General features: G+C 58.9%; 23 protein-coding genes. 11 read left to right on the top strand and 12 right to left on the bottom strand.

Translation table 11 applies throughout. The features are described 5' to 3' along the window. Positions 1-39 precede the first annotated feature (39 nt). A complete protein-coding gene (locus tag J3D54_RS12530) occupies positions 40-594 on the bottom strand; it encodes an ankyrin repeat domain-containing protein (RefSeq protein WP_253418489.1) in 555 nt (184 codons plus the stop codon). A gap of 57 nt (positions 595-651) precedes the next feature. Continuing rightward, the gene (katB, locus tag J3D54_RS12525) at positions 652-2193 is read right to left on the bottom strand and encodes a catalase KatB (RefSeq protein ID WP_253418485.1); all 1542 of its coding nucleotides are present in this window, start codon (positions 2191-2193) and stop codon (positions 652-654) included. 285 nt (positions 2194-2478) lie between these two features. On the opposite strand from katB, the gene mscL reads away from it, so the two are divergent. Then, positions 2479-2892 carry a large-conductance mechanosensitive channel protein MscL gene (gene mscL / locus J3D54_RS12520; protein ID WP_253418481.1) on the top strand — a complete coding sequence of 138 codons (414 nt, stop codon included), beginning with the start codon at positions 2479-2481 and terminating at the stop codon, positions 2890-2892. Positions 2893-2935: 43 nt separating this feature from the next. On the opposite strand, the gene J3D54_RS12515 is transcribed toward mscL, so the two are convergent. After that, positions 2936-3712, bottom strand: coding sequence for a ferredoxin--NADP reductase (locus J3D54_RS12515; protein WP_253418478.1), 777 nt, complete (start codon positions 3710-3712; stop codon positions 2936-2938). Between the two features lie 290 nt (positions 3713-4002). Here J3D54_RS12515 and J3D54_RS12510 point away from each other — a divergent pair, with 290 nt between their 5' ends. After that, a complete protein-coding gene (locus tag J3D54_RS12510; RefSeq protein WP_253418476.1) occupies positions 4003-4710 on the top strand; it encodes an autoinducer binding domain-containing protein in 708 nt (235 codons plus the stop codon). Between the two features lie 189 nt (positions 4711-4899). Next, the gene (locus J3D54_RS12505; protein ID WP_253418473.1) at positions 4900-6024 is read left to right on the top strand and encodes a class I SAM-dependent methyltransferase; all 1125 of its coding nucleotides are present in this window, start codon (positions 4900-4902) and stop codon (positions 6022-6024) included. A 72-nt stretch (positions 6025-6096) separates the two neighbouring features. Here J3D54_RS12505 and J3D54_RS12500 read toward each other — a convergent pair whose 3' ends face one another. Genes J3D54_RS12500 through J3D54_RS12490 form a run of 3 tightly spaced genes read right to left on the bottom strand, consistent with a single transcriptional unit; the run spans position 6097 to position 8736 of the window. Then, positions 6097-6264, bottom strand: coding sequence for a DUF2474 domain-containing protein (locus tag J3D54_RS12500; RefSeq protein WP_177318282.1), 168 nt, complete (start codon positions 6262-6264; stop codon positions 6097-6099). A 21-nt stretch (positions 6265-6285) separates the two neighbouring features. After that, positions 6286-7293 carry a cytochrome d ubiquinol oxidase subunit II gene (gene cydB, locus J3D54_RS12495; RefSeq protein WP_253418470.1) on the bottom strand — a complete coding sequence of 336 codons (1008 nt, stop codon included), beginning with the start codon at positions 7291-7293 and terminating at the stop codon, positions 6286-6288. A gap of 3 nt (positions 7294-7296) precedes the next feature. Beyond that, a complete protein-coding gene (locus J3D54_RS12490) occupies positions 7297-8736 on the bottom strand; it encodes a cytochrome ubiquinol oxidase subunit I (protein WP_253418467.1) in 1440 nt (479 codons plus the stop codon). 561 nt (positions 8737-9297) lie between these two features. Here J3D54_RS12490 and J3D54_RS12485 point away from each other — a divergent pair. Next, positions 9298-10536 (top strand): MFS transporter, encoded by a 1239-nt coding sequence (locus J3D54_RS12485; protein ID WP_253418464.1) that lies wholly within the window; start codon positions 9298-9300, stop codon positions 10534-10536. 9 nt (positions 10537-10545) lie between these two features. On the opposite strand, the gene J3D54_RS12480 is transcribed toward J3D54_RS12485, so the two are convergent. Both J3D54_RS12480 and J3D54_RS12475 read right to left on the bottom strand, forming a co-directional pair. After that, complete coding sequence (locus tag J3D54_RS12480; RefSeq protein ID WP_253418461.1) at positions 10546-11097, bottom strand: DJ-1 family glyoxalase III; 552 nt, start codon at positions 11095-11097, stop codon at positions 10546-10548. 67 nt (positions 11098-11164) lie between these two features. Then, positions 11165-11620 (bottom strand): DUF4879 domain-containing protein, encoded by a 456-nt coding sequence (locus tag J3D54_RS12475; RefSeq protein WP_253418459.1) that lies wholly within the window; start codon positions 11618-11620, stop codon positions 11165-11167. Between the two features lie 229 nt (positions 11621-11849). On the opposite strand from J3D54_RS12475, the gene J3D54_RS12470 reads away from it, so the two are divergent. From J3D54_RS12470 to J3D54_RS12450, 5 genes are all read left to right on the top strand, one after another. Beyond that, complete coding sequence (locus tag J3D54_RS12470; RefSeq protein ID WP_105343705.1) at positions 11850-13145, top strand: NCS2 family permease; 1296 nt, start codon at positions 11850-11852, stop codon at positions 13143-13145. After that, on the top strand, positions 13142-14221 hold the full coding sequence (gene trmA, locus J3D54_RS12465) for a tRNA (uridine(54)-C5)-methyltransferase TrmA (RefSeq protein ID WP_253418457.1): 1080 nt from the start codon (positions 13142-13144) through the stop codon (positions 14219-14221). The genes J3D54_RS12470 and trmA overlap by 4 nt, the downstream gene beginning before the upstream one ends. Before the next feature lie 132 nt (positions 14222-14353). Next, positions 14354-15265: a LysR family transcriptional regulator gene (locus J3D54_RS12460; protein ID WP_253418455.1), complete on the top strand. Its 912-nt coding sequence runs from the start codon at positions 14354-14356 to the stop codon at positions 15263-15265. 130 nt (positions 15266-15395) lie between these two features. Next, on the top strand, positions 15396-15836 hold the full coding sequence (aroQ, locus tag J3D54_RS12455) for a type II 3-dehydroquinate dehydratase (protein WP_007937291.1): 441 nt from the start codon (positions 15396-15398) through the stop codon (positions 15834-15836). A gap of 5 nt (positions 15837-15841) precedes the next feature. Next, on the top strand, positions 15842-16696 hold the full coding sequence (locus J3D54_RS12450) for a shikimate dehydrogenase (protein ID WP_253418453.1): 855 nt from the start codon (positions 15842-15844) through the stop codon (positions 16694-16696). A gap of 45 nt (positions 16697-16741) precedes the next feature. Here the strand turns inward: J3D54_RS12450 and J3D54_RS12445 are convergent, their stop codons facing one another. Next, positions 16742-17419, bottom strand: a complete 678-nt coding sequence (locus J3D54_RS12445) for a TetR/AcrR family transcriptional regulator (protein WP_253418450.1) — start codon at positions 17417-17419, stop codon at positions 16742-16744. 103 nt (positions 17420-17522) lie between these two features. Then, a complete protein-coding gene (gene quiC / locus J3D54_RS12440) occupies positions 17523-19424 on the bottom strand; it encodes a 3-dehydroshikimate dehydratase QuiC (RefSeq protein ID WP_253418448.1) in 1902 nt (633 codons plus the stop codon). Between the two features lie 490 nt (positions 19425-19914). On the opposite strand from quiC, the gene J3D54_RS12435 reads away from it, so the two are divergent. Together J3D54_RS12435 and J3D54_RS12430 are read left to right on the top strand one after the other, a co-directional pair. Continuing rightward, positions 19915-21267, top strand: coding sequence for an MFS transporter (locus J3D54_RS12435; RefSeq protein ID WP_253418444.1), 1353 nt, complete (start codon positions 19915-19917; stop codon positions 21265-21267). Between the two features lie 96 nt (positions 21268-21363). After that, a complete protein-coding gene (locus J3D54_RS12430; RefSeq protein ID WP_253418441.1) occupies positions 21364-22986 on the top strand; it encodes a methyl-accepting chemotaxis protein in 1623 nt (540 codons plus the stop codon). A 6-nt stretch (positions 22987-22992) separates the two neighbouring features. On the opposite strand, the gene J3D54_RS12425 is transcribed toward J3D54_RS12430, so the two are convergent. Together J3D54_RS12425 and J3D54_RS12420 are read right to left on the bottom strand one after the other, a co-directional pair. Continuing rightward, the gene (locus tag J3D54_RS12425; RefSeq protein WP_253418439.1) at positions 22993-23871 is read right to left on the bottom strand and encodes a DMT family transporter; all 879 of its coding nucleotides are present in this window, start codon (positions 23869-23871) and stop codon (positions 22993-22995) included. Between the two features lie 105 nt (positions 23872-23976). Then, a complete protein-coding gene (locus J3D54_RS12420) occupies positions 23977-24792 on the bottom strand; it encodes a sugar phosphate isomerase/epimerase (RefSeq protein ID WP_253418435.1) in 816 nt (271 codons plus the stop codon). Positions 24793-24794 lie beyond the last annotated feature (2 nt).

The raw sequence follows: 24794 nt of genomic DNA, 5'->3' as shown, positions 1-24794 counted from the left end.
TCCCGGCAAAAACCGCGATGATAGCTCAGCTGGCGCGGATCAGCGCGGCGCCGCCGTGCGGATTTCACCGCTGGCCAGACGCGCGGCACTGTTGCCCAACGGATCTTCGGCGTTCATGTCCGCCCCTTTGGCCTTGAGTGCATCCAGCAACTCGACGCGCTTGAACAACCCGGCATACATCGCGGCAGTCTGCCCGGCGCCGTTGCGTTGGTCGGGGCTGCAATTGGCGGCCAGCAGGGTTCGAGCGATCTGCACTTCGCCTTTGAAAATCGCACCCATCAGCGCGGTATTGCCGCGTTGATCCTGGGCGCAGGCATCCGCACCGGCCGCGAGCAAACGCTCCACGGCGGCATTCTGGCCGTGATAGGCGGCCAGAATCAGCGCGGTGTAACCCTTGCTGTCACGGGTGTCGAGGGAATAGCCAGCTTCGATGAAGGTCTCGAGCATCGGCACATCCCCCCGTCGGGCGGCATCGAAATAGTAATCCTGTAATTGCGCTTTCAGCGCCTCGGGGTCCTTCGAGAGTGGCGGCTCAGCACCGGCGAACACACTGAGCGACCAGCACGCCAGAAACACAGACAAATAAAGACGCATGGCAGCGCTCCTTGACCAGACGGGACCTCGCGTGAGGCCCCGCTTCAGACAGATAGATCAATCGACCAGTTTGGCCGCCAGCGTCTTGACCCGGGCCAGATCACCCTTGGCCACTTTGGTTACTCCTGTCCCATATTCCGGGTCAGCCTTATAGAGGAAGGACAGGATGATGTGCTTGCTCTCGTCATCGGTGGTGGCCAGAGAGCCGCCGAAGCTGTCGATCAGATCCTGACGCTCCTTCTGGCTGAACGAGCGATACAAATCGCCAGCCTGCTTGAAGTTCTGCTCACGCTGAATCTTCGCCTGCTGCGTGCTGCCCGTCAGAGTCGACTGGCTGTAACGCGCGGTTGGCGGCTCTTCACGGGGCAGCAAACGACTTGGCTGGTAATTCACACCTGTGCTGCTGGCACCGATGTTCATTGCACCATCCTGATTACCGTTGTTCACGGCGACTTTCGGTGCATTGATCGGCAACTGCAGAGCGTTGGCCCCCAGACGATACAGTTGGGTATCGGCATACGAGAACACCCGCCCTTGCAACAAGCGATCTTCCGAAGGCTCGATACCCGGCACTAAGTTAGCCGGTGCCATCGCCACTTGTTCGGTTTCCTGGAATACATTCGCCGGGTTACGGTTCAACACCATTTGTCCAACTTTTCGTTCAGGTATGCCGGGCCAGATCTTGGTCGCGTCCAATGGATCGAAATCAAACTTGGACAACTCTTGAGGATTCAGAACCTGGACGTACAAGTCCCACTTCGGAAAGTCCCCCTTGTTAATATGAGCGACCAAGTCATTAGTCATATGACTGTAATCTTGACCTTGAACAGTGGTGACTTCTTTGGGGTCGAGATTTTTTATCCCCTGCACACTTTTCCAGTGAAACTTTACATAGTGAACATCGCCTTTGGCGTTAACCAATTTGTAGGCATGTACACCGTTGCCGTCCATCTCCCGATAACTGGCCGGGGTACCGGAGTTGGAATACAACTCGGTCAAGGTGCGAGTGGCTTCCGGAACATGGGAGAAGAAATCGAAACGACGGGAGTCATCGTCAAGGTTGGTGCGCGGGTCCGGCTTGAAGGCATGGACCATGTCCGGAAACTTGATGGCGTCCCGGATGAAGAAGGTCGGGAAATTGTTGCCAACCAGGTCCCAGTTTCCGTCCACAGTGTAGAACTTGGTGGCGAACCCTCGTGGGTCACGCAGGGTTTCCGGCGAATGGTTGCCATGGACCACCGCGGAGAAGCGCACAAATACAGGCGTGCTCTGGCCGCCAGCGAACACCTTGGCCTTGGTCAGATCACTGAGATCATCGGTCACGGTGAACGTGCCATGGGCGCCAGTCCCCCGGGCGTGCACCACACGTTCAGGAATTCGTTCACGGTCGAAACGCTGGAGTTTCTGAATCAGCTGTACGTCTTGCAACAGCACCGGCCCGGTCGCGCCGGCGGTTTGCGAGTTCTGGTTGTCGCCGACGGCGGCACCATTATCACGAGTCAAGGTCGCCGCGTTGATGGAGAACGACAGCAGGCTGGCGGTCAGAACGCCAAACGTACGACGGAGGGGAAAAGCCCCGAGGTCAAGGGGAGTTGTCATGGAAGTTTCCTCTGATTTTATAAGGCGCATCCAGGTGCGCTTTACAGAGGCTAGTGACCCAAAGGCCAAAACATAAATAGAAATCCCACACCGGGCCAATAGAGAAAAAGGTCTGGAAAGCCCGGTCTAGAGCGGGTAACCGCGCGCGACTGGTGGCACATTGCAAACTAATTGCCGGAAAATGTGTCGATAAGTCCGAGCATTGTAAGACGGTGTTACGAGCGGGAGCCGTTTTGCTGATTTACACTGCGTTCACCAACCTCATCTGTAACAAGGAAATAACCTATGGGCGTGATAAGTGAGTTCAAGGCCTTCGCGGTCAAAGGTAATGTGGTCGACATGGCGGTGGGTATTATCATCGGCGCAGCCTTCGGCAAAATCGTTACGTCATTTGTCGGCGACGTGGTGATGCCCCCCATCGGACTGCTGATCGGTGGGGTGGACTTCAGTGACCTGGCCGTTACGCTCAAGGCTGCCAACGGTGATGTCCCGGCGGTGATGCTGGCCTACGGTAAGTTCATCCAAAGTCTGATCGACTTCATCATTGTCGCCTTCGCGATTTTTATCGGCGTCAAGGCCATCAACCGTCTGAAACGCGAAGAGGCCGTTGCGCCAACCCTGCCGCCGGTTCCGACCAAAGAAGAAGAACTGCTGAGCGAGATCCGCGATCTGCTCAAGGCTCAGAACAATCGGCCCTGATAGTTGATTGCCCAGAGAAACGGCGCCTTCGGGCGCCGTTTGTTTACCAGTAGTTTTCCACCGCCACTTGGCCAGCTCTTCGACTCAGGCTTAGGTGCATGCCCCGTTGTTTCAGTAACTTGCGCGTGTCATCGATCATCTGTGGGTTACCGCAGAGCATCACTCGCGAATGCTCGGCCGTCAGCGCTACACCGGCCGTCTGTTCCAGTTCACCACTTTCCAGGAGTCCGGTAATCCGCCCATCCAAGGCACCCGGATGCTGTTCGCGGGTGACGGTGGCGATGAATTGCAGTTTGTGCGCGTACTCGGCCAGATAGTCACGTTGCGCCAGCCCCGCAATCAACGCCTGGTATGCCAGCTCCCGCGCTTCGCGCACGCTATAGACCAGAATGATTCGTTCGAATTTTTCCCAAACTTCGAAGTCCTGAAGGATCGACAGAAACGGCGCCACGCCCGTGCCTGTGGATAACAACCAGAGGTCACGGCCATCGACGAAGCGATCCAGCGTCAGATAGCCGAAGGCCTGCCGGTCGACCAGCAGCGTATCGCCCACTTCCAGCCGACTCAGCTCACTGGTGAACTCCCCTCCAGGCACAACAATAGAGAAGAATTCAAGGAACTCGTCATAGGGCGACGAGACCATGGAATAGGCCCGCCATACCGTGCTGCCGTCTGCCTTGGTGACACCCAGCCGGGCGAACTGCCCCGCTCGGAAACGAAAGCCCGCATCCCTGGTGGTGCGCAGGGTGAACAGGTTCGGAGTCAAAGACTGGACCTCAAGCAAGGTCTGACGAGTGATTTTTTCAACACTGGCAGTCATGGGCCGCTCCGATCAACAGATAACGCCAGTGTCCCCCAAAGCCGACGACGTAAACACCGATGATTTGTAGTGTTATTCGTACAGAGACTTGGGCAGTGCAATAGAAAACTAATACCTGAGTGTTGATTTTGTCTAACCCTGAAACAACGCTAAGAACCAGTTATGCAGCTACAGGATTTTTCAAGAGCAAAAAAGTTCAGCAAGCTTGTAAGAATCCTCCTACACTCTGGGACGTGCCGGATCTTGGATCCAACTTGCACCCTTAAGAAAGCCCCCCACGGAGTTATCCCATGAAAGTGTGGAAGGAGTCACAGTTAACGCAACTTTCTTATGCTCAGAAAATCGAGACTGCCTACGAGTTATCTCTCAATTTCGTTAAAAACCTGGGCTTTAATTTCTGTGCACTTTCAATAACTTCCCAAGCGAGAGGAATACACTGCCGTCCGATCAGTCTGAATAACTACCCCACCGAATGGAACATGAAATATGAACAAGAGCATTTCAATGAAGTCGACCCGATAATAGCCCATTGCAAGCAATCTGAATGGCCAATTCTTTGGCGGGAAGAAGTCTACTCAAAGGCACAGACGCTGTGGCAAGCACAAAAAAAGCTGGGTTTACAGTATGGCTGGTCCCAATCCGTTCATGATCAGAACGGGCTTTGCAGCATGCTGAGCCTGGCCAGAAGCCACTGCCCGATTACTACAGAGGATCTGTATAAAAATCTGGGTTACGCAATGTTCATCAGCCGTCACCTGCACGGGCTTGTCGCAAAAGATCTGCCTGCGTGTGCGCGGAAACCGAACACGCATCTGTCATCCAGAGAAATCGAGGTGCTGAAATATTCAGCCGATGGCAAAACAGCCTGCGAGATCGCGATCATCCTCAGCCTGAGTGAAAGCACGGTACAGTTCCATATCCGGGGTGCCATCCGCAAACTCGGCGTCAACAACAAAATTGCCGCCGTGATCCGAGCAGCGAGAGAGGGCGTTATCTGAAACTGTTCAAATCAGGTAATCCCTGCAAGTAATCCAGACCAAAAAAACGTACCATCTGCGCTCCATCCTGAGTGATGCCGTGTGACGATCCACGACGCAGTCCGCTCGGATGGTTCCGCCCGCTACAACGTCCCTGAGCGGCGGCCACTCGTTGATTATCTCCGCTGACTACCCAGAGCCCTCCGCCTCATGCCTCTGCTCGAAACCCCCTTCGCTCAACTCGATCTGATCCGCCAGCCAGAACAGCAGAACGAACCGCTGCAAGCATTTGATGCCGCGGACGAGTACCTGCTCAATCATCTGGCCGGACAACAACCGGCAGCGGATACCCGCGTGCTGGTGCTCAACGACAGCTTCGGCGCACTGGCCGCCAGCCTGGTGGGCAAGGTCCGGGTGACCAGCAGCGGCGATTCGTTTCTGGCCTTCCAGGGGTTGGAAAAAAACCTGATACGCAATGGCCAGGCGTTTGATGCAGTGCCGAGCGTGCCTGCCAGCGAAGCCTTCGTCGGGCCGTTTGACCGGGTATTGATCCGGGTACCGAAAACCCTGGCCTTGCTGGAGGAGCAGCTGATCCGGCTACAGGGTCAATTGGCTCCCGGCGCTCAGGTGATTGCTGGCGCGATGGTGAAGCATCTACCACGCGCCGCGGGCGATCTGCTGGAACGCTACATCGGCCCGGTGCAAGCCTCGCTGGCCGTGAAGAAGGCTCGGCTGCTGATCGCCACGCCCGAAGCCAAAGCCCCCGCTGTCTCTCCATACCCGACGCGCTATCGACTCGACACGCCTGCAATCGAACTGCTCAATCACGCCAACGTGTTCTGTCGCGAAGGGCTGGATATCGGCACGCGGGCCTTTCTGCCGCACTTGCCGAACAACCTCGGCACAGCACGAGTCGCCGATCTGGGGTGTGGCAACGGCGTGCTGGCAATCGCCAGCGCCCTGCAAAACCCTGAGGCCCATTACACATTGGTGGACGAGTCGTTCATGGCCGTGCAATCGGCTACTGAAAACTGGCGCGCGGCGCTGGGCGATCGTGACGTGATCGTGCGCGCTGGCGATGGGCTGGCAGGGCAAGAACCCCAATCCCTCGACGTGGTGCTGTGCAATCCGCCGTTTCACCAACAGCAAGTGGTCGGCGATTTTCTCGCCTGGCGGATGTTTCAACAGGCGCGCGAAGCGCTGGTGGTGGGCGGTGCACTGTACATCGTCGGCAACCGTCATCTGGGTTATCACAGCAAGCTTGCACGGTTGTTCCGCGGCGTCGAACAAGTGGCCGCTACCCCCAAGTTCGTGATTCTCAAAGCACGCAAATAAAAGCAGACTAAAAAAAACCCTCCGTCGCAGGAGGGTTAAAAATCCGTGCCGCAAGGCAACGGGATGGGAATTTCAGTGGGTACTCAGGCCCGCGGCATTCATGAACATGCGCATCAGCGTGGCCACGATGAACAGTGCCATTACACTGCCAGCCCAGATCAACGCCAGCCAGCCGAGTCGCTGCCAGAGCGGCTTTTTCTCGGCGGCTTCAATTTCCTGCAAATCAGGTTTGCCAGCCATCATCGCTTTCTCCTTTATGGGCTAGTGGTAACCATCTTCGTGGGTGACCTTGCCGCGGAACACGTAGTAGCTCCAGAAGGTGTAGCCCAGGATGAACGGGATGATGAACAGCGTGCCCACCAGCATGAAGCCCTGGCTCTGCGGCGGTGCGGCAGCGTCCCAGATTGAGATCGACGGCGGCACGATGTTAGGCCACAGGCTGATACCCAGACCACTGTAGCCTAGGAAGATCAGCACCAGGGTCAGCAGGAATGGCGTGTAATTCGCATTGCGAGCCACTGCGCGAATCAGACCGTACAGGGTCACCAGCACCAGAATCGGCACCGGCAGGAACCAGAACAGGTTCGGCAGGGCGAACCAGCGTGCAGCGATCTCGGCGTGGGCCAACGGCGTCCAGACGCTGACGATGCCAATCACCGCCAGCAACACGAAGGCCAATGGTCGCGCCAGGTCATGCATCTGTTCCTGCAGCTTGCCTTCGGTCTTCATGATCAGCCAGGTGCAACCGAGCAGCGCATAAGCCACTACCAGCGCCGCGCCACAGAACATCGTGAACGGCGTCAGCCAGTCGAGTGAGCCACCGGCAAACTGACGATTGACCACCGGCAACCCATCGATGAACGCACCCAATGCCACGCCCTGGAAGAAGGTGGCGGCGATCGAACCTCCGATGAATGCCTTGTCCCACAAGTGACGCTTGGCGTCCTTGGCCTTGAAGCGGAACTCAAAGGCCACGCCACGGAAAATCAGCCCGATCAGCATGAAAATCAGCGGCAAGTACAACGCCGAGAGCACCACCGAATAGGCCAGCGGGAAGGCGCCGAATAATGCCGCACCGCCCAATACCAGCCAGGTTTCGTTGCCGTCCCAGACCGGGGCGACGGTGTTCATCATCACGTCACGGTCGGTCTTGCCCTTGATGAACGGGAAAAGAATCCCGATCCCCAGGTCGAAGCCGTCCATGACCACGTACATCATGATGCCGAAGATGATGATCACGGCCCAGATCAGCGGAAGATCAATACCCATGATTCAAATCTCCTTGGTCAGGCTGTGGTTGTGATCGCCGTCACCGTTGTCGTCGGCTGCAGACAGCGGACGGGCCGGCGTGCGTTTCTGGCCAGGACCGCCTTCATTGGTTTCCTTGCCTTCGTCAATCTTCGGCCCTTTGCGCACCAGGCGCATCATGTAGCCAAGACCGGCACCGAACAGCGCGAAATACACCACAACGAACATGATCAAGGTGATGCTCATCTGAATGAAGCTGTGCCCGGATGACGCGTCCGCCGTGCGCATCAAGCCATACACCACCCACGGCTGACGGCCGATTTCAGTGGTGAACCAACCGGCGAGGATTGCGATCAGGCCGGACGGGCCCATCCACAGCGCCAGGTACAGGAACGGACGCGAGGTATACAGCGTGTCGCGCTTACGCAGCCACAGGCTGCACAAACCGGTAAAGACCATCAGCAAGCCCAGGCCGACCATGACCCGGAACGACCAGAAGACAATGGTCGAATTCGGCCGGTCTTCAGGCGGGAACTCCTTGAGCGCCGGCACTTGTTTGTCCAGGGTGTGGGTCAGGATCAGGCTGCCCAGGTACGGAATCTCGACCGCGAACTTGGTCTTTTCGGCTTTCATGTCCGGCCAGCCGAACAGGATCAACGGGGTCGGTTCATCGCCAACATTTTCCCAGTGACCTTCAATCGCAGCGATTTTCGCCGGCTGGTGCTTGAGGGTGTTGAGGCCGTGGAAGTCACCGATGACGGCCTGAATCGGCGCCACGATCAGTGCCATCCACATGGCCATCGAGAGCATGGTGCGGATGGCCGGGTTGTCCTTGCCGCGCAGCAAGTGCCAGGCTGCCGACGAACCGACGAAGAAGGCGGTCGCAACGAACGCCGCCGTCGCCATGTGCATCAGGCGGTAGGGGAACGACGGGTTGAAAATCACCGCCAGCCAATCCACCGGAATGACTTGCCCGTTGACGATCTCATAGCCCTGCGGGGTCTGCATCCAGCTGTTGGAGGCGAGAATCCAGAAGGTCGAGATCAGGGTACCGATGGCGACCATGACCGTGGCGAAGAAGTGCAGCTTGCGCCCGACCCTGTTCCAGCCGAACAGCATGACGCCGAGGAAACCGGCTTCGAGGAAGAATGCGGTGAGCACTTCGTAGGTCAGCAACGGCCCGGTCACGGAGCCGGCGAAATCCGAGAAGCGGCTCCAGTTGGTGCCGAACTGATAGGCCATGACCAAGCCGGACACCACACCCATGCCGAAGTTGACGGCAAAGATCTTCGACCAGAAATGGTACAGATCGCGGTAAGTGTCGTTGTGCGTCTTCAGCCACAGGCCTTCGAGCACCGCCAGGTAACTCGCCAGACCAATGGTGATGGCCGGGAACAGGATGTGGAACGAAATGGTGAACGCAAACTGAATCCGGGCGAGATCAAGTGCCTCCAAACCGAACATAAGTCTTCCTCTGTCAGGTAATACCGGCTGAAGGCTTGCGGCCTGCACCCACTGCCCCCACGGATATGGAGTGTGGAGAACTTGAATTCGTTCTTTTTCTACCATCATCACAACGTAGGGAATCTGGCCATCTGGCCGCCGGATCATTTCCACGAAGGGTCTTGATCTGGATCAAGCAACGTTGAAAGAGTAGTCGCATTTTTGCCGATGGACGGTGTGGTCTATTGCCGCGTGACAGGTTGCCTCACGGGTTTGGCAACGACATGAAATACATTTATTGGGAGAGGATCACTCATTGTGGCGAGGGGGCTTGTCGGAACGCCGCATCGCCCCGTTCGGCTGCGAAGCAGTCGTAAATCCGGTGACTGCGGGGTGCCTGACAGAAATGAGTACCTGGGTCTGGGGCCGCTTCGCTGCCCAACGGGGGCAAGCCCCCTCGCCACAAGGAGACAGCAATAAACCTGGGATCGGTGTCTAGCTAACTAAATTTCCCCAGCCTGCAACTCTCGGTTACAGGTTGGTGATAATCTCGCCCTTCCCCTCGCCCAGACTTGCCTTCAGATGCCCAGCCAAGCGCCCCTGCTGTTACGTCATCACCGCCCTTTTATCGCGTTCTGGCTGGCTCGGGTATTTACCGCCAGCGGTTTTCAGATGTTGACCGTGGCCATCGGCTGGAATCTGTATCAACTGACCGGCAACGTGCTCGATCTGGGTCTGGTGGGGTTGGTGGAGTTTGCCCCGCGGGTGTTGTTCATGCTGCACACCGGGCATGTCGCGGATCGCTATGACCGGCGCCAGGTCGCGGCGATCTGTCAGTCCGTGCAAGCGCTGATCGCCCTGTCATTGGCCATCGGCAGCGCGACCGACCATGTCACCCGGGAGATGATCTTCATTCTCGCGTTCCTGCTCGGCGCCGCCCGCTCCTTCGAGATGCCGACCACTCAGGCCTTGCTGCCGAGCATCGTGCCCAGCGCTTTATTCCCACGCGCGGTGGCTGCCGCGCAATCTGCGCAACAATCGGCCACCATCGTTGCGCCGGCGCTGGGCGGTTTGCTTTACGCCTTCGGCAGCGTCTGGGTGTATGGCCCGACGGTGATCCTCTACCTCATCGCCTGTGCGCTGATGCTTAACCTGCCGGCCCGGCAGACACCGTTGAACAAGGGCAAGGCAACCCTGGATTCGCTGCTGGCAGGCATTCGCTTCATTCGCAGCCGCCCGGACATTCTCGGCGCAATTTCTTTGGATCTGTTTGCCGTCCTGCTGGGTGGCGCGACTGCGCTGCTGCCGGTGTTCGTCAAAGATATTCTGCTGACCGGCCCTTGGGGTTTGGGCCTGCTGCGTTCTGCCCCGGCGGTGGGCGCACTGTTGATGTCGCTGTTTCTGGCGCGATTTGCCGTGGAGCGCAACGTCGGACGGGTGATGTTCACCGCCGTGGGCGTATTCGGTGTGGCGACCATCGCTTTCGGCCTGTCGACTTCGTTCTGGTTCTCTCTCGCCGTGTTGGTGGTTTTAGGCGCGGCGGACATGATCAGCATGGTGATCCGCGCCTCGTTTGTGCAACTGGAAACCCCCGACGAAATGCGCGGTCGGGTCAGCGCTGTGAATGGCTTGTTCATCGGCGCTTCGAATCAGCTCGGCGAGTTCGAGTCCGGCTTGACGGCCCACTGGTTCGGCACAGTGCCGGCCGTGGTGATGGGCGGCATTGGCACACTGATGGTGACCGGGGCCTGGATCAAACTGTTCCCGACCCTGGCCAACCGCGACCGCATGCATGTGCCGGTAGAAGAGGTCAGGGCCTGAAGCAGTCTTCTACACCAGCAATTCCCCCGCCACCGCCGACCGCGTGGCTTTACCGCAGAGTTGCTCCACCAGCGTCAGCGCAAACTCCAGTGCGGCGCCAGAACCCTGGGCGGTGATGCAGTTGCCATCGACCACCACCGGTTGATCGACGAAGTTGCAGCCCGACAATTGATGGCTGGCGGAGGGCAGGCAGGTCATGCGCCGCTGACGCAGTACGCCAAAAGTCTGCAGCGCCAGCGCCGGCGCTTCGGCAATGCCGGCAAACAAGCGCCCGGCGGCGACCTGGTCCTTGATCAATTGTTGCAGGGGTTGGTGGGCCGCCAAATGCTGTGTCCCCACGGCGCCGCCGGGCAAAACGATCAAGTCGAAGGGCTGGGCCAGCAAATCCACCAACATCGCATCGGCGGTCAAGCGGGTGCCGCGGGCGCAGGTGAGCATGCGCCGCGACTCGATGCTGGCCACCACCACTTCAACCTTGGCGCGGCGCAGCACATCGATCAGGGTCACGGTTTGCAGATCGTCGATGCCCTCGGCGAGGGTAATCAGGGCTCTAAAGGTCATGGGCGCGGTCCAGAGAATGATCTTTAAAGCGTAGTCAGCTTTCCTGACCCTTGTTCGAGCCTGGCCGTTACTTGATGTAAAGCTGTGTCGACATCGTATTGCCCGGCGCGTTGATCGAGGTGTTGCTGAACGTGAAAATGCCGTCCTGCTTGCCTGCCAGGTTAAAGATGTACAGATAGCCGACAGTTTTTTTCCCGGCGGAGCACTCGGTCAGGTTGCCGGTATCAAAAGCACAGACAGGGGTCCGAGTGCCGTCCACCTCGAAACCGTCCAGGGCAACATGGGCTTCGCGACCGTAGCCGACTTCCAGCACATAAACCTTGATGTTCGGCCCCTTGTGGTCGCAACGGGTCTGCTCCTGCTTGTCCGCAATATCTTCAAAGCCACAGCTGGGTGACTCGACCTTGAGCACCTTGACCTGGCTCAACGGTGGCGCCATCGCTGCCGAGGCGGTTTGGGCGCCCAGGAACAACGCGATCAATATTGCGAATGCGGCAACCACACGCGTCTTCATGCACTTCATATTCACCCTCCTCTCTCCCCCCAAAAAACAAGCGCGCAGTATGGCTCAGTTCCCTTTTGGGCAAAACATCGACGACGATCGTAGCCATAAGCAGCCATAACCCTACGCTGCTGGTATGATGCGCGGCTTTTTCCGACCCACAGAAAATTCCCCAGGCGCCTGCAGCGGTCTGTGCTTTGCTGTTGAGGTCGATACATTCACGGCGCCGGGCGCGCCACGGGGAGCAGACATGCTGGAAAGGCTGTTTCAACTCAAGGCACACAACACCAACGTGCGAACCGAGATTCTGGCGGGCGTCACGACCTTTTTGGCCATGGCCTACATTCTGTTCGTCAACCCAAGCATCCTCGGCGAGACCGGCATGGACAAGGGCGCGGTGTTTGTCGCCACCTGTCTGGCAGCTGCCATCGGCTCGACGACCATGGGCCTGATCGCCAACTACCCGATCGCCCTCGCGCCGGGCATGGGCCTGAACGCCTTCTTCACCTACACCGTGGTCCTGCACATGGGCCACACCTGGCAGGTGGCACTGGGCGCGGTGTTCCTCTCGGCGGTGATGTTTTTCCTGCTGTCGATCTTCCGCATCCGTGAATGGATCATCAACAGCATCCCGCTGGCACTACGTTCGGCGATTGCCGCCGGTATCGGCCTGTTCCTGGCACTGATCGCCCTGCACAACGCCGGCATCGTCGTCAGCAACCCGGCGACCATGGTCGGCCTCGGCGACCTGAAGCAACCGGCACCGATCCTCGCGACCCTGGGCTTCGCACTGATCGTCGCCCTGGAGGCCCTGAAAGTCCGTGGAGCAGTGCTGATCGGCATTCTGTCGGTAACCATCGTCTCCATCCTGTTGGGCTTCAGCCCGTTCGGCGGCGTGATGTCGATGCCACCGTCCCTGGCCCCGACCTTCCTGCAACTGGACATCAAAGGCGCGCTGGACATCGGTCTGGTCAGCGTGATCTTCGCGTTCCTGTTCGTTGATCTGTTCGACAACTCCGGCACCCTGATCGGCGTCGCCAAGCGCGCCGGCCTGATGGGCAAGGACGGCCACATGCCAAAAATGGGCCGCGCCCTGATCGCCGACAGCACCGCGGCCATGGCCGGTTCCTTGCTGGGCACCTCGACCACCACCAGCTACATCGAATCCGCAGCCGGCGTGAGTGCCGGCGGCCGCACCGGCCTGACCGCCGTCGTGGTGGCGATTCTGTTCCTGCTGGCGCTGTTCTTCTCGCCATTGGCGGCCAGCGTTCCAGCCTTCGCCACGGCACCTGCATTACTGTTCGTCGCCGTATTGATGACATCCGGCCTGGCGGAAATAGACTGGGACGACATCACCGTCGCCGCACCGGTCGTGGTCACCGCCCTGGCCATGCCATTCACGTACTCCATCGCCAACGGCATCGCCTTCGGTTTCATCTCCTGGACCGCCATCAAGTTGCTGTCCGGCCGTGGCCGTGAGCTGAACTCAGCGTTGGTGGTTCTGTCGATTCTGTTCGTGATCAAGTTAGGTTGGTTCAACGCATGACTTTTGATTCCCAGGCTTACGCCGTTCAGCTCGAAGAAAAGGTCACGCGCCTGCGTGACCTGCTGGCCCCGTTCGGTGCGCCCGAGCCTGCGGTGTTCGATTCGCCGCTGAAAAACTTCCGCCTGCGTGCCGAATTCCGCCTGTGGCGTGAAGCCGGCGAGCGCCACTACGCGATGTTTTCCCAGGAAGACAAACGCACACCGATCCTGATCGAAGAGTTCCCGATCGCAAGCCTGCGCATCAACCAGTTGATGCCGCAACTCAAGGCGGCGTGGCAAGCGAGTGCCGCCCTGAGCCACAAGCTGTTTCAGGTGGAGTTCCTGACCACACTGGCCGGCGATGCGATGATCACCCTGTGCTACCACCGCCCGCTGGACGAGCACTGGCACGCCGCGGCGTCGAAGCTGGCAGCCGACCTGAACGTCAGCATCATCGGTCGCTCGAAGGGCAAACGCGAAGTGATTGGTCACGATTACGTGGTCGAGAAACTTGAAGTCGGCGGCCGCACTTTTAGCTATCGCCAACCGGAAGGTGCGTTCACCCAGCCCAACGGCACGGTGAACCAGAAGATGCTCAACTGGGCGTATGACGCTCTCGGTGATCGCCCGGATGATCTGCTGGAGCTGTATTGCGGCAATGGCAACTTCACGTTGCCGCTTGCTACCCGCGTGCGCAAAGTGCTGGCCACCGAAATCAGCAAGACCTCGGTCAACGCGGCGCTCAGCAACCTGAGCGAAAACGCGGTGGATAACGTCACGCTGGTGCGTTTGTCTGCCGAAGAGCTGACCGAAGCCCTGAACGAAGTTCGCCCGTTCCGTCGCCTGCACGGCATCGACCTCAAGAGCTACGAGTTCGGTAGCGTGTTCGTCGACCCGCCACGTGCCGGCATGGACCCGGACACTTGTGAGCTGACCCGGCGCTTCGACAATATCCTCTACATTTCCTGCAACCCGGAAACCCTCGCGGCCAACATTGCCCAACTAAACGACACCCACCGCATCACTCAATGCGCGATGTTCGACCAGTTCCCATGGACCCATCATATGGAGTCCGGAGTGTTGTTGACCCGTCGTTGATTGCAGCTGCTACACAAATCAGCCGTCCTTGGGACGGCTTTTTTGTGGGCGATTGAAACGCCCTGTATTTGTACGTCTGCATTTGATAAATACCACCTCAGGCATCCCATTTGATTCTTGGTGTAATCAATCATGCAGCGACATTTCGACGATCTTCAGCTGGGCAGCATCGAACTGTTTTGCCTGGCCGCCGAAGCCGGCAGCTTTACCGCCGCGGCCCTGGTGGCGGGTGTGACCCCGGCTGCGGTCAGCCGCTCGGTGTCGCGGATGGAAGAACGTCTAGGTGTGCGGCTGTTCGCGCGCACCACCCGCAGCGTCAAGCTGACCGACAGTGGCCGACGCTATTTCGAGGAGTGTCGCCTGGCCCTTGCGCAACTGGTCGAGGCTCAGCGCGAAGTCATGGGCCAACAGCAGGAACCCTCCGGCACCTTGCGCATCAGCATTCCCACTACCTATGCCCACCATCGCATCCTGCCGCTGCTGCCGGCGTTTCGGGCGCGTTTTCCTGCTGTGAAAGTCGAAGTGCACGTCAGCAATCGCAACATCGATTTCGTTGACGAAGGCTATGACATGGCAATCCGTGTACGGGCCATTCCCGACTCCGGGCTGATTGCCCGGCCGCTGGAGGACGCCGCGCTGGTGATGATTGCCAGCCCTGACTATCTGAAGCGTGCCGGCATTCCACAGAGCCTGGATGACTTGGCGCACCACGAATGCATCCAGTTCGAGCTACCCAGCAGCGGGCGGCGGATTGCCTGGCTGTTCAACGATAACGGTGTGCCGCTGGAGATTTTGGCCGAGGGTAATTACTGCTGTTCCGATGATGTATTGGGCGGCGTGACGCTGGCGAAACACGGCGCCGGGTTGTTTCAAACCTATCGCTTCATCGTCGAAAACGAACTGGCGGATGGCTCGCTGGTTGAAGTGCTCAAGCCCTATGGCGGGCGTTCGCGCCCCTTCACTTTGCTGTATCCGCAAAGCCGCCATGTGCCGTTGCGGCTAAGGGCGTTTATCGATTTTCTGGTTGAGCGTCTTCCGCGCTGAATGTCCGATCACCGCACAAATAATCCAGGCCTGACGCCTCTTCAATTGACCTTATTAACCAGTTAGTACAATTTATCTCCACAGGCTGAGACCCTCGGCCAATGCCAAAAATAATAAGTGGAGAGACCCGATGTCCCCTATCGTTCTGGTGCTCAACGGCCCGAACCTGAACCTGCTTGGCACCCGTGAACCGGCAACGTATGGCCACGAAACCCTGGCGGATATTTCAGCGCTGTGCGGTCGCGCCGCCGAAGAGTTCGGTCTGAAGGTGGAGTTTCGCCAGACCAACCATGAAGGCGAACTGCTCGACTGGATTCATGCCGCCCGTGGCCGTTGCGCCGGGATCGTCATCAACCCGGCCGCCTGGACTCACACCTCGGTCGCCATTCGCGATGCCCTGGTCGCCAGCGAACTGCCGGTGATCGAAGTGCACCTGTCCAATGTCCATGCTCGCGAACCCTTCCGGCATCACTCCTTTGTCTCGTCCATCGCCACGGCAGTCATGTGCGGTTTCGGCAGCCACGGCTATCGTTTGGCGCTGGAGCATTTCAGCCAACGTTTGAAAGGTTAAGCCCCATGACACAGAACACCGTGGTATTGGCCGGGCTGATCGGCGCCGGCATTCAGGCTTCCAGCACTCCGGCGCTGCACGAGCATGAAGGCGATGCGCAGGGTTTGCGTTACCTGTATCGGTTGATCGACCTGGATCAGCTGAAACTCGACAGCGGCGCCCTGCCCGACCTGCTGATGGCCGCCGAGCGGATGAATTTCACCGGGCTGAACATCACCTTCCCGTGCAAGCAGACGATCATCCCGTTGCTCGATGAGTTGTCGCCGGAAGCCCGCGGTATTGGCGCGGTGAACACGGTGGTGTTGAAGGACGGTAAACGCATCGGCCACAACACCGATTGCCTGGGCTTCGCCGAAGGGTTTCGTCGCGGCCTGCAAGACGTTGCCCGTGAGCGTGTGGTGCAAATGGGCGCAGGTGGCGCAGGCGCAGCGGTGGCCCACGCGCTATTGAGCGAAGGCGTAAAGCTGCTGAGCATTTTCGATGTGGATCACAGCCGGGCTCAGTCGCTGGCGAACAACCTTAATCAGCATTTCGGTTTTGGCCGCGCCGTAGCCGGTCATGACTTGCCGGGCACCCTGGGCCAGGCTGACGGGTTGGTGAATACCACACCCATGGGCATGAAAAAACTGCCGGGCATGCCGGTGCCGGTAGAGCTGCTTCGAGCTGATTTATGGGTGGCGGAGATCGTTTACTTCCCGCTGGAAACCGAACTGCTGCGCAATGCTCGCGCACTGGGTTGCCGAACCCTGGATGGCGGCAACATGGCAGTATTTCAGGCGGTGAAGGCGTTTGAATTGTTCAGCGGCGTGGTGCCGGATGCCCAGCGGATGCTGGCGCATTTTCAGAGCATGAATGGTTGAAAAGCTTCGCGGGCAAGTCGGATCGCCGACTTGCCCGCGAAGGTGTCAGGCCTGCAGGTAGCGCAACACCGACTCGCAGATCATCTCCCGATGACGCTGCTTGATGCTTTCGTCCGGCAAGTCGATCTGAAAGATCTCACCGAAGGTATGACGGTTCGACACGCGATAGAAGCAAAATGAACTGATCAGCAGGTGCACATCCAGCGGATCGAGGCCGGCGCGAAATACTCCCTCCGCGGCCCCGCGACGCAAAATCTCGCCCAATGAATCGAGGATGGTGTTGTTCATCGCCTTGATGGCATCGGAGCGTTTCACATACTCGGCGTTGTGAATGTTCTCGATGCAGACGATACGCACGAAATCGACGTTGCGATCATGGTGATCGAAGGTGAATTCCACCAACCGCCGAATCGCCTCCACCGGCGCCAGTTCGGCCAGGTGCAAGCGACTTTCGGTGCTGCGGATATCCCCGTAGAGTTTTTCCAGCACCTCGACGTAGAGCTGCTCCTTACTGCCGAAGTAGTAATAGATCATGCGTTTTGAGGTGTGGATGCGCTCGGCGATCGCATCGACGCGCGCACCGGAAAGCCCCTGCTGGACGAACTCGACAATAGCCTCTTGAAGGATGTTCTCGCGGGTTTTTTCCGGGTTGTTCTTGCGACTCTTGCGAGGCTCGGCAATTGGCTTTTCGGGCGCTGCGGAGAGTTCTGAAATTATTGTCATTGCGGGCTCACGGCCATCACTGCACAAGTGGGCGATTATGGGCCGCTGCGCACAGTGAAGGAAGCCACGTGGCAGCGGTTTTGTACCCGTGTTTACGATTTTCCTACAACTTTGTCTGACGTACGCCACCACTTCTGGATTTGGCCATGGCCGCCAGTCGCACGGCTACGTTGGCCGCGCCGTAACCCGCATAGCCGTTTTTACGCTGGATGATTTCAAAGAAAAACCGCCCTTCGAACGGCTCGGTGTACACGTGAAACAGCTCGCCACCCTGAGCATCGCGGTCGTAGAGCACGTTGAAATACGCCAGCTCGCTGAGGAATTCGTCGTCGAAATCGAACCGCGCGGCGAGGTCATCGTAGTAGTTGAGCGGAATATCCAGCAACGGCACGCCCGCCTCCTTGGCGCGGCTGACTTCGGCAAAGATGTCGTCACAATCGAAAGCGATGTGATGCACGCCGGAACCGCGATAACTCGACAGCGCGTGTGAGATCGCGGTGTTGCGGTTCTCGGAAATGTTCAGCGGCAGGCGGATCGAACTGCAGCGGCTGCGCAAGGCACGGCTCTTCACCAGACCATACGGGTCGGGCAGCACCACTTCATCGTCGGCTTCGAAATCCAGCAGGCTTTTATAGAACAGCACCCAACTGTCGAGGCTATCGGCTGGCAGCGCCATCGCCATGTGGTCGATGCGTTTGAGGCCACCGCTGGTCACGGCTGCGGGTTTCAGATTGAAGTCGGTGCCATAGACATCGGCATTCTGGTCCACCAGGTAAATCAGGCTGCCGTCCGGCGCACGCACCGCTGCCAGTTCAAGCTCATTGGGGCCTACCAGCCCGCGATACGGCTGGCCTTTATAAGCCACGGCTCGGGCCAGCGCACTGGCGCTGTCCTTGACCCGCACGGCGGTGGCGCACAGCGATGGCCCATGGGCCTCGAAAAAACTGTGGGCGAAGGAATAAGGTTCGGAGTTGAGGATCAGGTTGATATCGCCCTGACGCAACAGGCTGACGTTCTTGGAACGGTGTTGCCCGGCCTTGACGAAACCCAGCCGCTCCAGCCAATGGTACAGCTTGGCGCCGAGGCTTTCGTCCACGGCGAACTCAAGAAACTCGATGCCGTTGTATTCGCTGGCGCCTGGGGTATCGAACAGAATGTCGCGATTGGCCACAGGCGCAGCTTCCTGCTCCAGACGCTCGCGGGTTTTCTCCTCCAGGTACAGCAACGAACGCAAGCCGTCGGCGGCATTGGCCCGGGGTGGCGCGGCGCGGAAGCCGTCGTTGAAGATCTCCAGCGACAGCGGGCCGGTGTAGCCACTCTTGATGATCGGTGCGAGGAACCCCGGCAGATCGAATTCGCCCTGGCCCGGGAAACAACGGAAATGCCGGCTCCACTCCAGCACATCCATGGCCAGGATCGGCGCGTCGGCCATTTGCACGAAGAAGAACTTGTCACCGGGAATTTCGGCGATGGCGCTTGGGTCGCCCTTGAGCGACAGCGTATGAAAACTGTCCAGCAACACGCCAAGGTTCGGATGGTCGGCCTGGCGAACGATGTTCCACACCTGTTGATACGTGTTCACGTGTCGGCCCCAGGCCAGTGCCTCGTAGCCGATCCGCAAACCACGAGCGCCAGCCCGTTCGGCGAGCAGGCGCAAATCGTCGACCAGGATCTGCTCATCACCGATGGAGTCGGCCGAAGCGTTGCTGCACACCAGCACCAGGTCGGTGCCCAGCTCCTGCATCAAATCGAACTTGCGCTCGGCCCGCTCCAGATTGCGCGGCAGGCGATCGCGGCGGCAACCTTCGAAGTCCCGGAAGGGTTGGAACAGTGTGATGGCGATACCGAGATCGGCGCACATCTGCCTGATTTCCCGCGGACTGCCGTCGTAGTAAAGAAGGTCGTTTTCGAAAATTTCTACCCCGTCAAAACCGGCGGCGGCAATGGCTTCGAGTTTTTCCGGCAGGGTACCGCTCAAGGAAACGGTGGCAATGGAACGCTGCATGTGTCGACTCCCGGTGGATGGGACATTCTTGTTGGGTAAATTATTGGCTTGACGAATCCACACAGCAATTCAAAGTGTACTACCCGGTTAGTTTTGCGGGCGATTATCGAACACAATGGCGGTTGGCGAATTGACGATTTTTCGTCCACTGCGCACCATCGACACCACATTGAGTCCGGTCACAACCCCATGGACTCGGTTACCAAAGACCCTGAACACCACATAAAAATTTCAAAAAACGGGTACACGCTCATGCGCTCATTCAACGCCTTGTTTGCTTGCTCCACCGACCTCACGCCAGACCTGGTGTCCATCCGAACCTTGCGCCCCCTCGACCGAACCGTGCCGCTCGCTGAATAAAACGTTGTCGTCACCTGACGAGAACACCTCAGCCGATCAATCTCACCCGCGCCCGTCGCCATCGATTGATCACGCGCCCTTGAAGTCCCGACAAGCCTCGCTTGTCAGTCATTGAACGGATGGCACACACATGTTTCCTTCTCAAAGCTCGCAAACGGAAAGCTCTCGCGTGGCTTCGGCCCAAAGCGTCGCCACTGGCGGTATCGGCGACAAAATCCGCGGCGCCATGGCCGTCGGAAAAACCCGTTGGGGGATGCTGGCGCTGGTGTTTTTCGCCACCACCCTGAACTACATCGACCGCGCTGCTCTGGGCGTCATGCAACCGATCCTCGCCAAGGAAATGAGCTGGACGGCGATGGACTACGCCAACATCAACTTCTGGTTTCAGTTCGGCTACGCCGTCGGTTTCGTGCTGCAAGGCCGATTGATCGACCGGGTCGGCGTGAAGCGCGTGTTCTTCTTCGCGGTACTGCTCTGGAGCCTGGCCACCGGCGCTCATGGCCTGGCCACTTCGGCGGCCGGCTTCATGGTCTGCCGGTTCATTCTCGGTCTGACTGAAGCCGCCAACTACCCGGCCTGCGTGAAAACCACCCGGTTGTGGTTCCCTGCTGGCGAGCGCGCCGTGGCCACCGGTATCTTCAACGCCGGGACCAACGTCGGTGCGATGTTCACGCCAATGTTGCTGCCACTGATCCTTCACGCCTGGGGCTGGCAGGCCGCGTTCCTGTGCATGTCGGCACTGGGCGGCGTCTGGTTGCTGTTCTGGGGTCTGAAGTACTTCAACCCGGAAGACCACCCGAGCGTTAAACAATCGGAACTGGACTACATCCAGAAGGAAGTCGAGCCAGAACAGTCCCGCGTACCGTTCTCGAAAATCCTGCGCATGCGTGGCACCTGGGCCTTCGCCCTCGCCTACTCGATCACCGCGCCGGTGTTCTGGTTCTACCTGTACTGGTTGCCGCCGTTCCTCAATCAGCAATACAACCTGGGGATCAACGTGACCCAGATGGGTATTCCGCTGATCATCATCTACCTCACGGCTGACTTCGGCAGCGTCGGCGGCGGGATCCTGTCTTCGTTCCTGATCGGTCGCGGGATCAACCCGATCAAGGCCCGACTGATGTCCATGTTCCTGTTCGCCTGCTGCATCATCGGCGTGGTCATGGCCGCCGGTTCGAGCAGCCTGTGGCTCGCGGTATTCGCCATCTCCCTGGCCATCGGCGCGCACCAGGCCTGGACCGCGAACATCTGGAGCCTGGTGATGGACTACACGCCTAAACACATGATGAGTACGGTGTTCGGCTTCGGCGGCATGTGCGCGGCGATCGGCGGGATGTTCATGACCCAGTTGGTCGGCCACATTCTGACCATCACCAACAACAACTACACCGTGCTGTTCACCATGATTCCGGCGATGTACTTCATTGCATTGACCTGGATGTACTTCATGGCACCGCGCAAGATTCCGACCATAAAAGATTGATGCACCTCAAACGCAGGCCTGATCCCGGGCCTGCGTTTTTTTATGTGCGCGATTTATCCATTTCGTCCCTTTTTCCCAAAGCCACAGAGGCACACCATGTCGCCAGGTAACTTGAGCATCGCCAAGCGTGCCGTAATCAGCTTCGGCGTCATCGCCTTGCTGGTCCTGCTGCAGGGACTGTTCGCCCTCAAACAGGTCGCGCAGGTCCGCGCCACCGGTCAGCACACTGAGAACATCTCCCTACCCAGCATTCGCTACCTGGGTGAAGTCCGCGACTACATCCTGAGTATTCGCGTGCTCAGCCTGCGCATGGCGCTCAACCGCGATCCAAAGGTGCTCGATGCCACCGTCACACGCCTGCACCAAGTGCAGGGTTGGCTTGCAGAGACGCTGGAAAAATTCACCCCGCTGGTCGGTGATTACAACCGGGGGCCGTACGAAAAGTTCGTCGCCACCGTCACCAGCTACCGCCAGGCGCTGGCGCAATACGAAGCGCTGTCGCGGGAGAACCGCAGCGAAGAAATGACCGCGTTGCTCAATGGAAAAATCCAGGATTACTCGACTCAGACCGGTGATCAGTTCGCCGAATTGATGGCCCTTTCCGCCAATGAAGTCAGCCTCTCGGCCAACCAGGCTGACGCGCTCTACAACCAGGTAAAAATCACCGTGATCGGTGCGCTGATAGCGGTTGCGCTCCTGACCCTGTGCCTGGCCTGGCTGTTGATTCGCAGCATCGTCATGCCGATCCGTCAGGCGGTCGAGGTGGCCGAACAAGTGGCCGCCGGCGACCTGAGTCAACCAATCCGCAGCCTCGGTGCCGATGAAACCGCACGCTTGCTCAAGGCCCTGTCGGCCATGCAAACCAGCCTGCGGGAAACCCTGCAACTGATCAGCGGCACGTCGACTCAACTGGCCGCCGCCGCCCTGCAGATGAATCAGAGCACTCAGCAGGATTCCAGCCGACTGCAACAGCAACACAATGAAATCGAGCAGGCCGCCACGGCTGTCAACGAAATGACCGTCGCGGTGGAAGAAGTGGCGCGCAACGCGGTGTCGACTTCCGACAGCACCAGACAGTCCACACAGCAAGCCAGCCAGGGCCAGGCGCGGGTGATTGAAACCCTGGATTCGATTCAGGCGATGAGCAGCAACGCAGGCATCGCGCTGCAACAGGTTCAGACCCTGGCCGAGCAGTCCCGGGAAATCGGCAAGGTGCTGGATGTGATCCGCGCCATCGCCGAACAAACCAACCTGCTCGCGCTCAATGCCGCCATCGAGGCCGCGCGAGCCGGGGAAGCCGGGCGCGGTTTTGCGGTGGTGGCCGATGAAGTTCGGGCGCTGGCGCATCGCACTCAGCAATCAACCCGGGAGATCGAACAGATGATTGGTCGGGTTCAGGGCGACACCGACAGTGTGGTGATGTCGATGCACGACAACAGTCAGCGTGTCGCCGAAACCTTGTCGATTGCTGAACAGGCCGGGCTGGCGCTGGCAGAAATCACCCGGGCGATGGAGCAGATCCATGAGCGTAATCTGGTGATCGCCAGTGCTTCCGAGGAACAGGCGCAAGTGGCCCGTGAGGTGGATCGCAATCTGCTGAACATCCGCGACCTGTCGCTGGAAAGCGCCGATGCCGCCACCCGGACCAGCGCCACCAGCCAGGAGTTGTCCCGATTGGCGGCCGGCTTGCAAAACCTGGTGGTGCGCTTCAGGTTTTGACCGGCTTCAGCGGCGGCTTTGTTGCCACGCCGCCGCCAACCCGCTGCAGCAAATCACGGCGATGCCGACCACCGTGGTCAGGGTCGGCGTGTGAGCAAACAACAGCCAGCCGAGCAAACCGGCAAAGACAATCTGGCAATAGCCGAACGGCGCCAGCAGCGCGGGGGCGGCGTGACGGAACGCCTGGGTCAGAAACAGGTGCGCCGTCATCCCGCAGGCGCCCAGCGCAACCATCATCAATCCATGCCCAAGGCTTGGCACTTGCCAGAAGAACGGCACCAGTGCGCTCATCACCAGGGTGTTGCACAGGCCGGCGAAAAAGTTACTGGTGGTCGGGCTGTCGATTTCACTGAGCTTGCGGGTGAGCAATTGATAGAAGCAGAAAAACAGCGCCGAACAAAGCGGCAGCAAGACTGCTGGCGTGAACAGATCACCGCCGGGGTGGACGATGATCAATACACCGACAAATCCGCAAATCACCGCGATCCATTGGCCACGGGTGACCCGCTCACGCAGCAGTGGCACCGACAGCGCGGTGACCAGAACCGGTGCGAGAAAGTTGACCGCCGTGGCTTCGGCCAACGGGATGTACTGCAAACCGGTGGTGAAAAACAAACTGGTGCCCAACAGGCACAACGCCCTCAGCAACTGCAGCAACGGCCGTTTGGTGCGCAGGACTCGCAGCCCGGATTGCGGCAGAAAAATCCCGGCCATCAGCAAGGTGTGAACCACATAGCGGGCCCAGACCACCATGACGATCGGATAGAAGCCCGATAGATACTTCGACAAAGCGTCGTGACTGGAAAACAGAAAGGTCGCGACGACGATCAGCAGAATCCCTTTGAAGGGTTGGTTTACACCGGAGAGCGGGGTGCTGATGGTCATTGGCAATCCTTTTTTACATCTGAGTTCAAAAGCATCGCGGGCAAGCTCCCACAGGAACACTGGATAATCTGTGGGAGCTTGCCCGCGATAGGTGCGCAGCACCGCTTACCGCCGCGCCAACAATTCCCGGGTTTTATCCAACGCCATCTGCGCCCGCTGCAACCCGCTCACGCCCTGCTCCAGCAACTTCACGGTGGGAATCTCCAGGCTTAACGGGATATCGGCCGGCAAACACTGCAACAACTCCGCCAGATCACAATCGCCATCGCCCGGAAAACGTCGCTCGTTGCGTGCCTGACGCAAGATCTCCGCCATGTCCGTTGGCCGTGGCCCCGCGACATCGCATAACTGTGTGTACCGTAACCGTGACGGGGCAACTTTGGCCAGATCTTCCAGCCGCGAACCCGATCGGTCGAAATGGAACGCGTCCACCAACACCGCGCCGTTTTCACGGTCAGCGTTTTCGACGACGCGCACCGCTTGTTCGAGATCGCGCGCATCGGTCCACGGCATGAACTCCAGGTGCGGATGCAGCCCATAAGATGCCGCCAGATCGCACAACCGGGCGAAGTTCTCGGTGAGTCGCTGTTCGTCAGAATCGTTACCGGCCACCAGTAGTTCACTGGCACCAAACTCTGCTCCGACCGCCAGAATCTTCTCGAAGTCGGTGACGATGGTTTGCGGTTTAAGGCGCAGGATTTCAACATCCAGCACACGAATGCCCGTGTCGCGCAGCCGCGCCAGCGTCTCACGCCGTAAACCGACATCGGCTACCAGCGCAAAGTGATGTTCTTCGGCTGTCGCAGGTTCAAGGCGCAGTCCGACATGGCTGTATCCGGCCCGTGCTGCAACCTCGACCATCTCTGGCGGAGACAACTCCAGCACCGTCAGGCTGGCCAAGGAAAAAATCCGCTCACTCATGT

This window comes from Pseudomonas sp. GGS8, from assembly GCF_024168645.1.
In the GTDB taxonomy this organism is placed as follows: domain Bacteria; phylum Pseudomonadota; class Gammaproteobacteria; order Pseudomonadales; family Pseudomonadaceae; genus Aquipseudomonas.
Note: the sequence above shows the minus strand (reverse complement) of the source record. Positions and strands in the feature narration are given on the sequence as shown.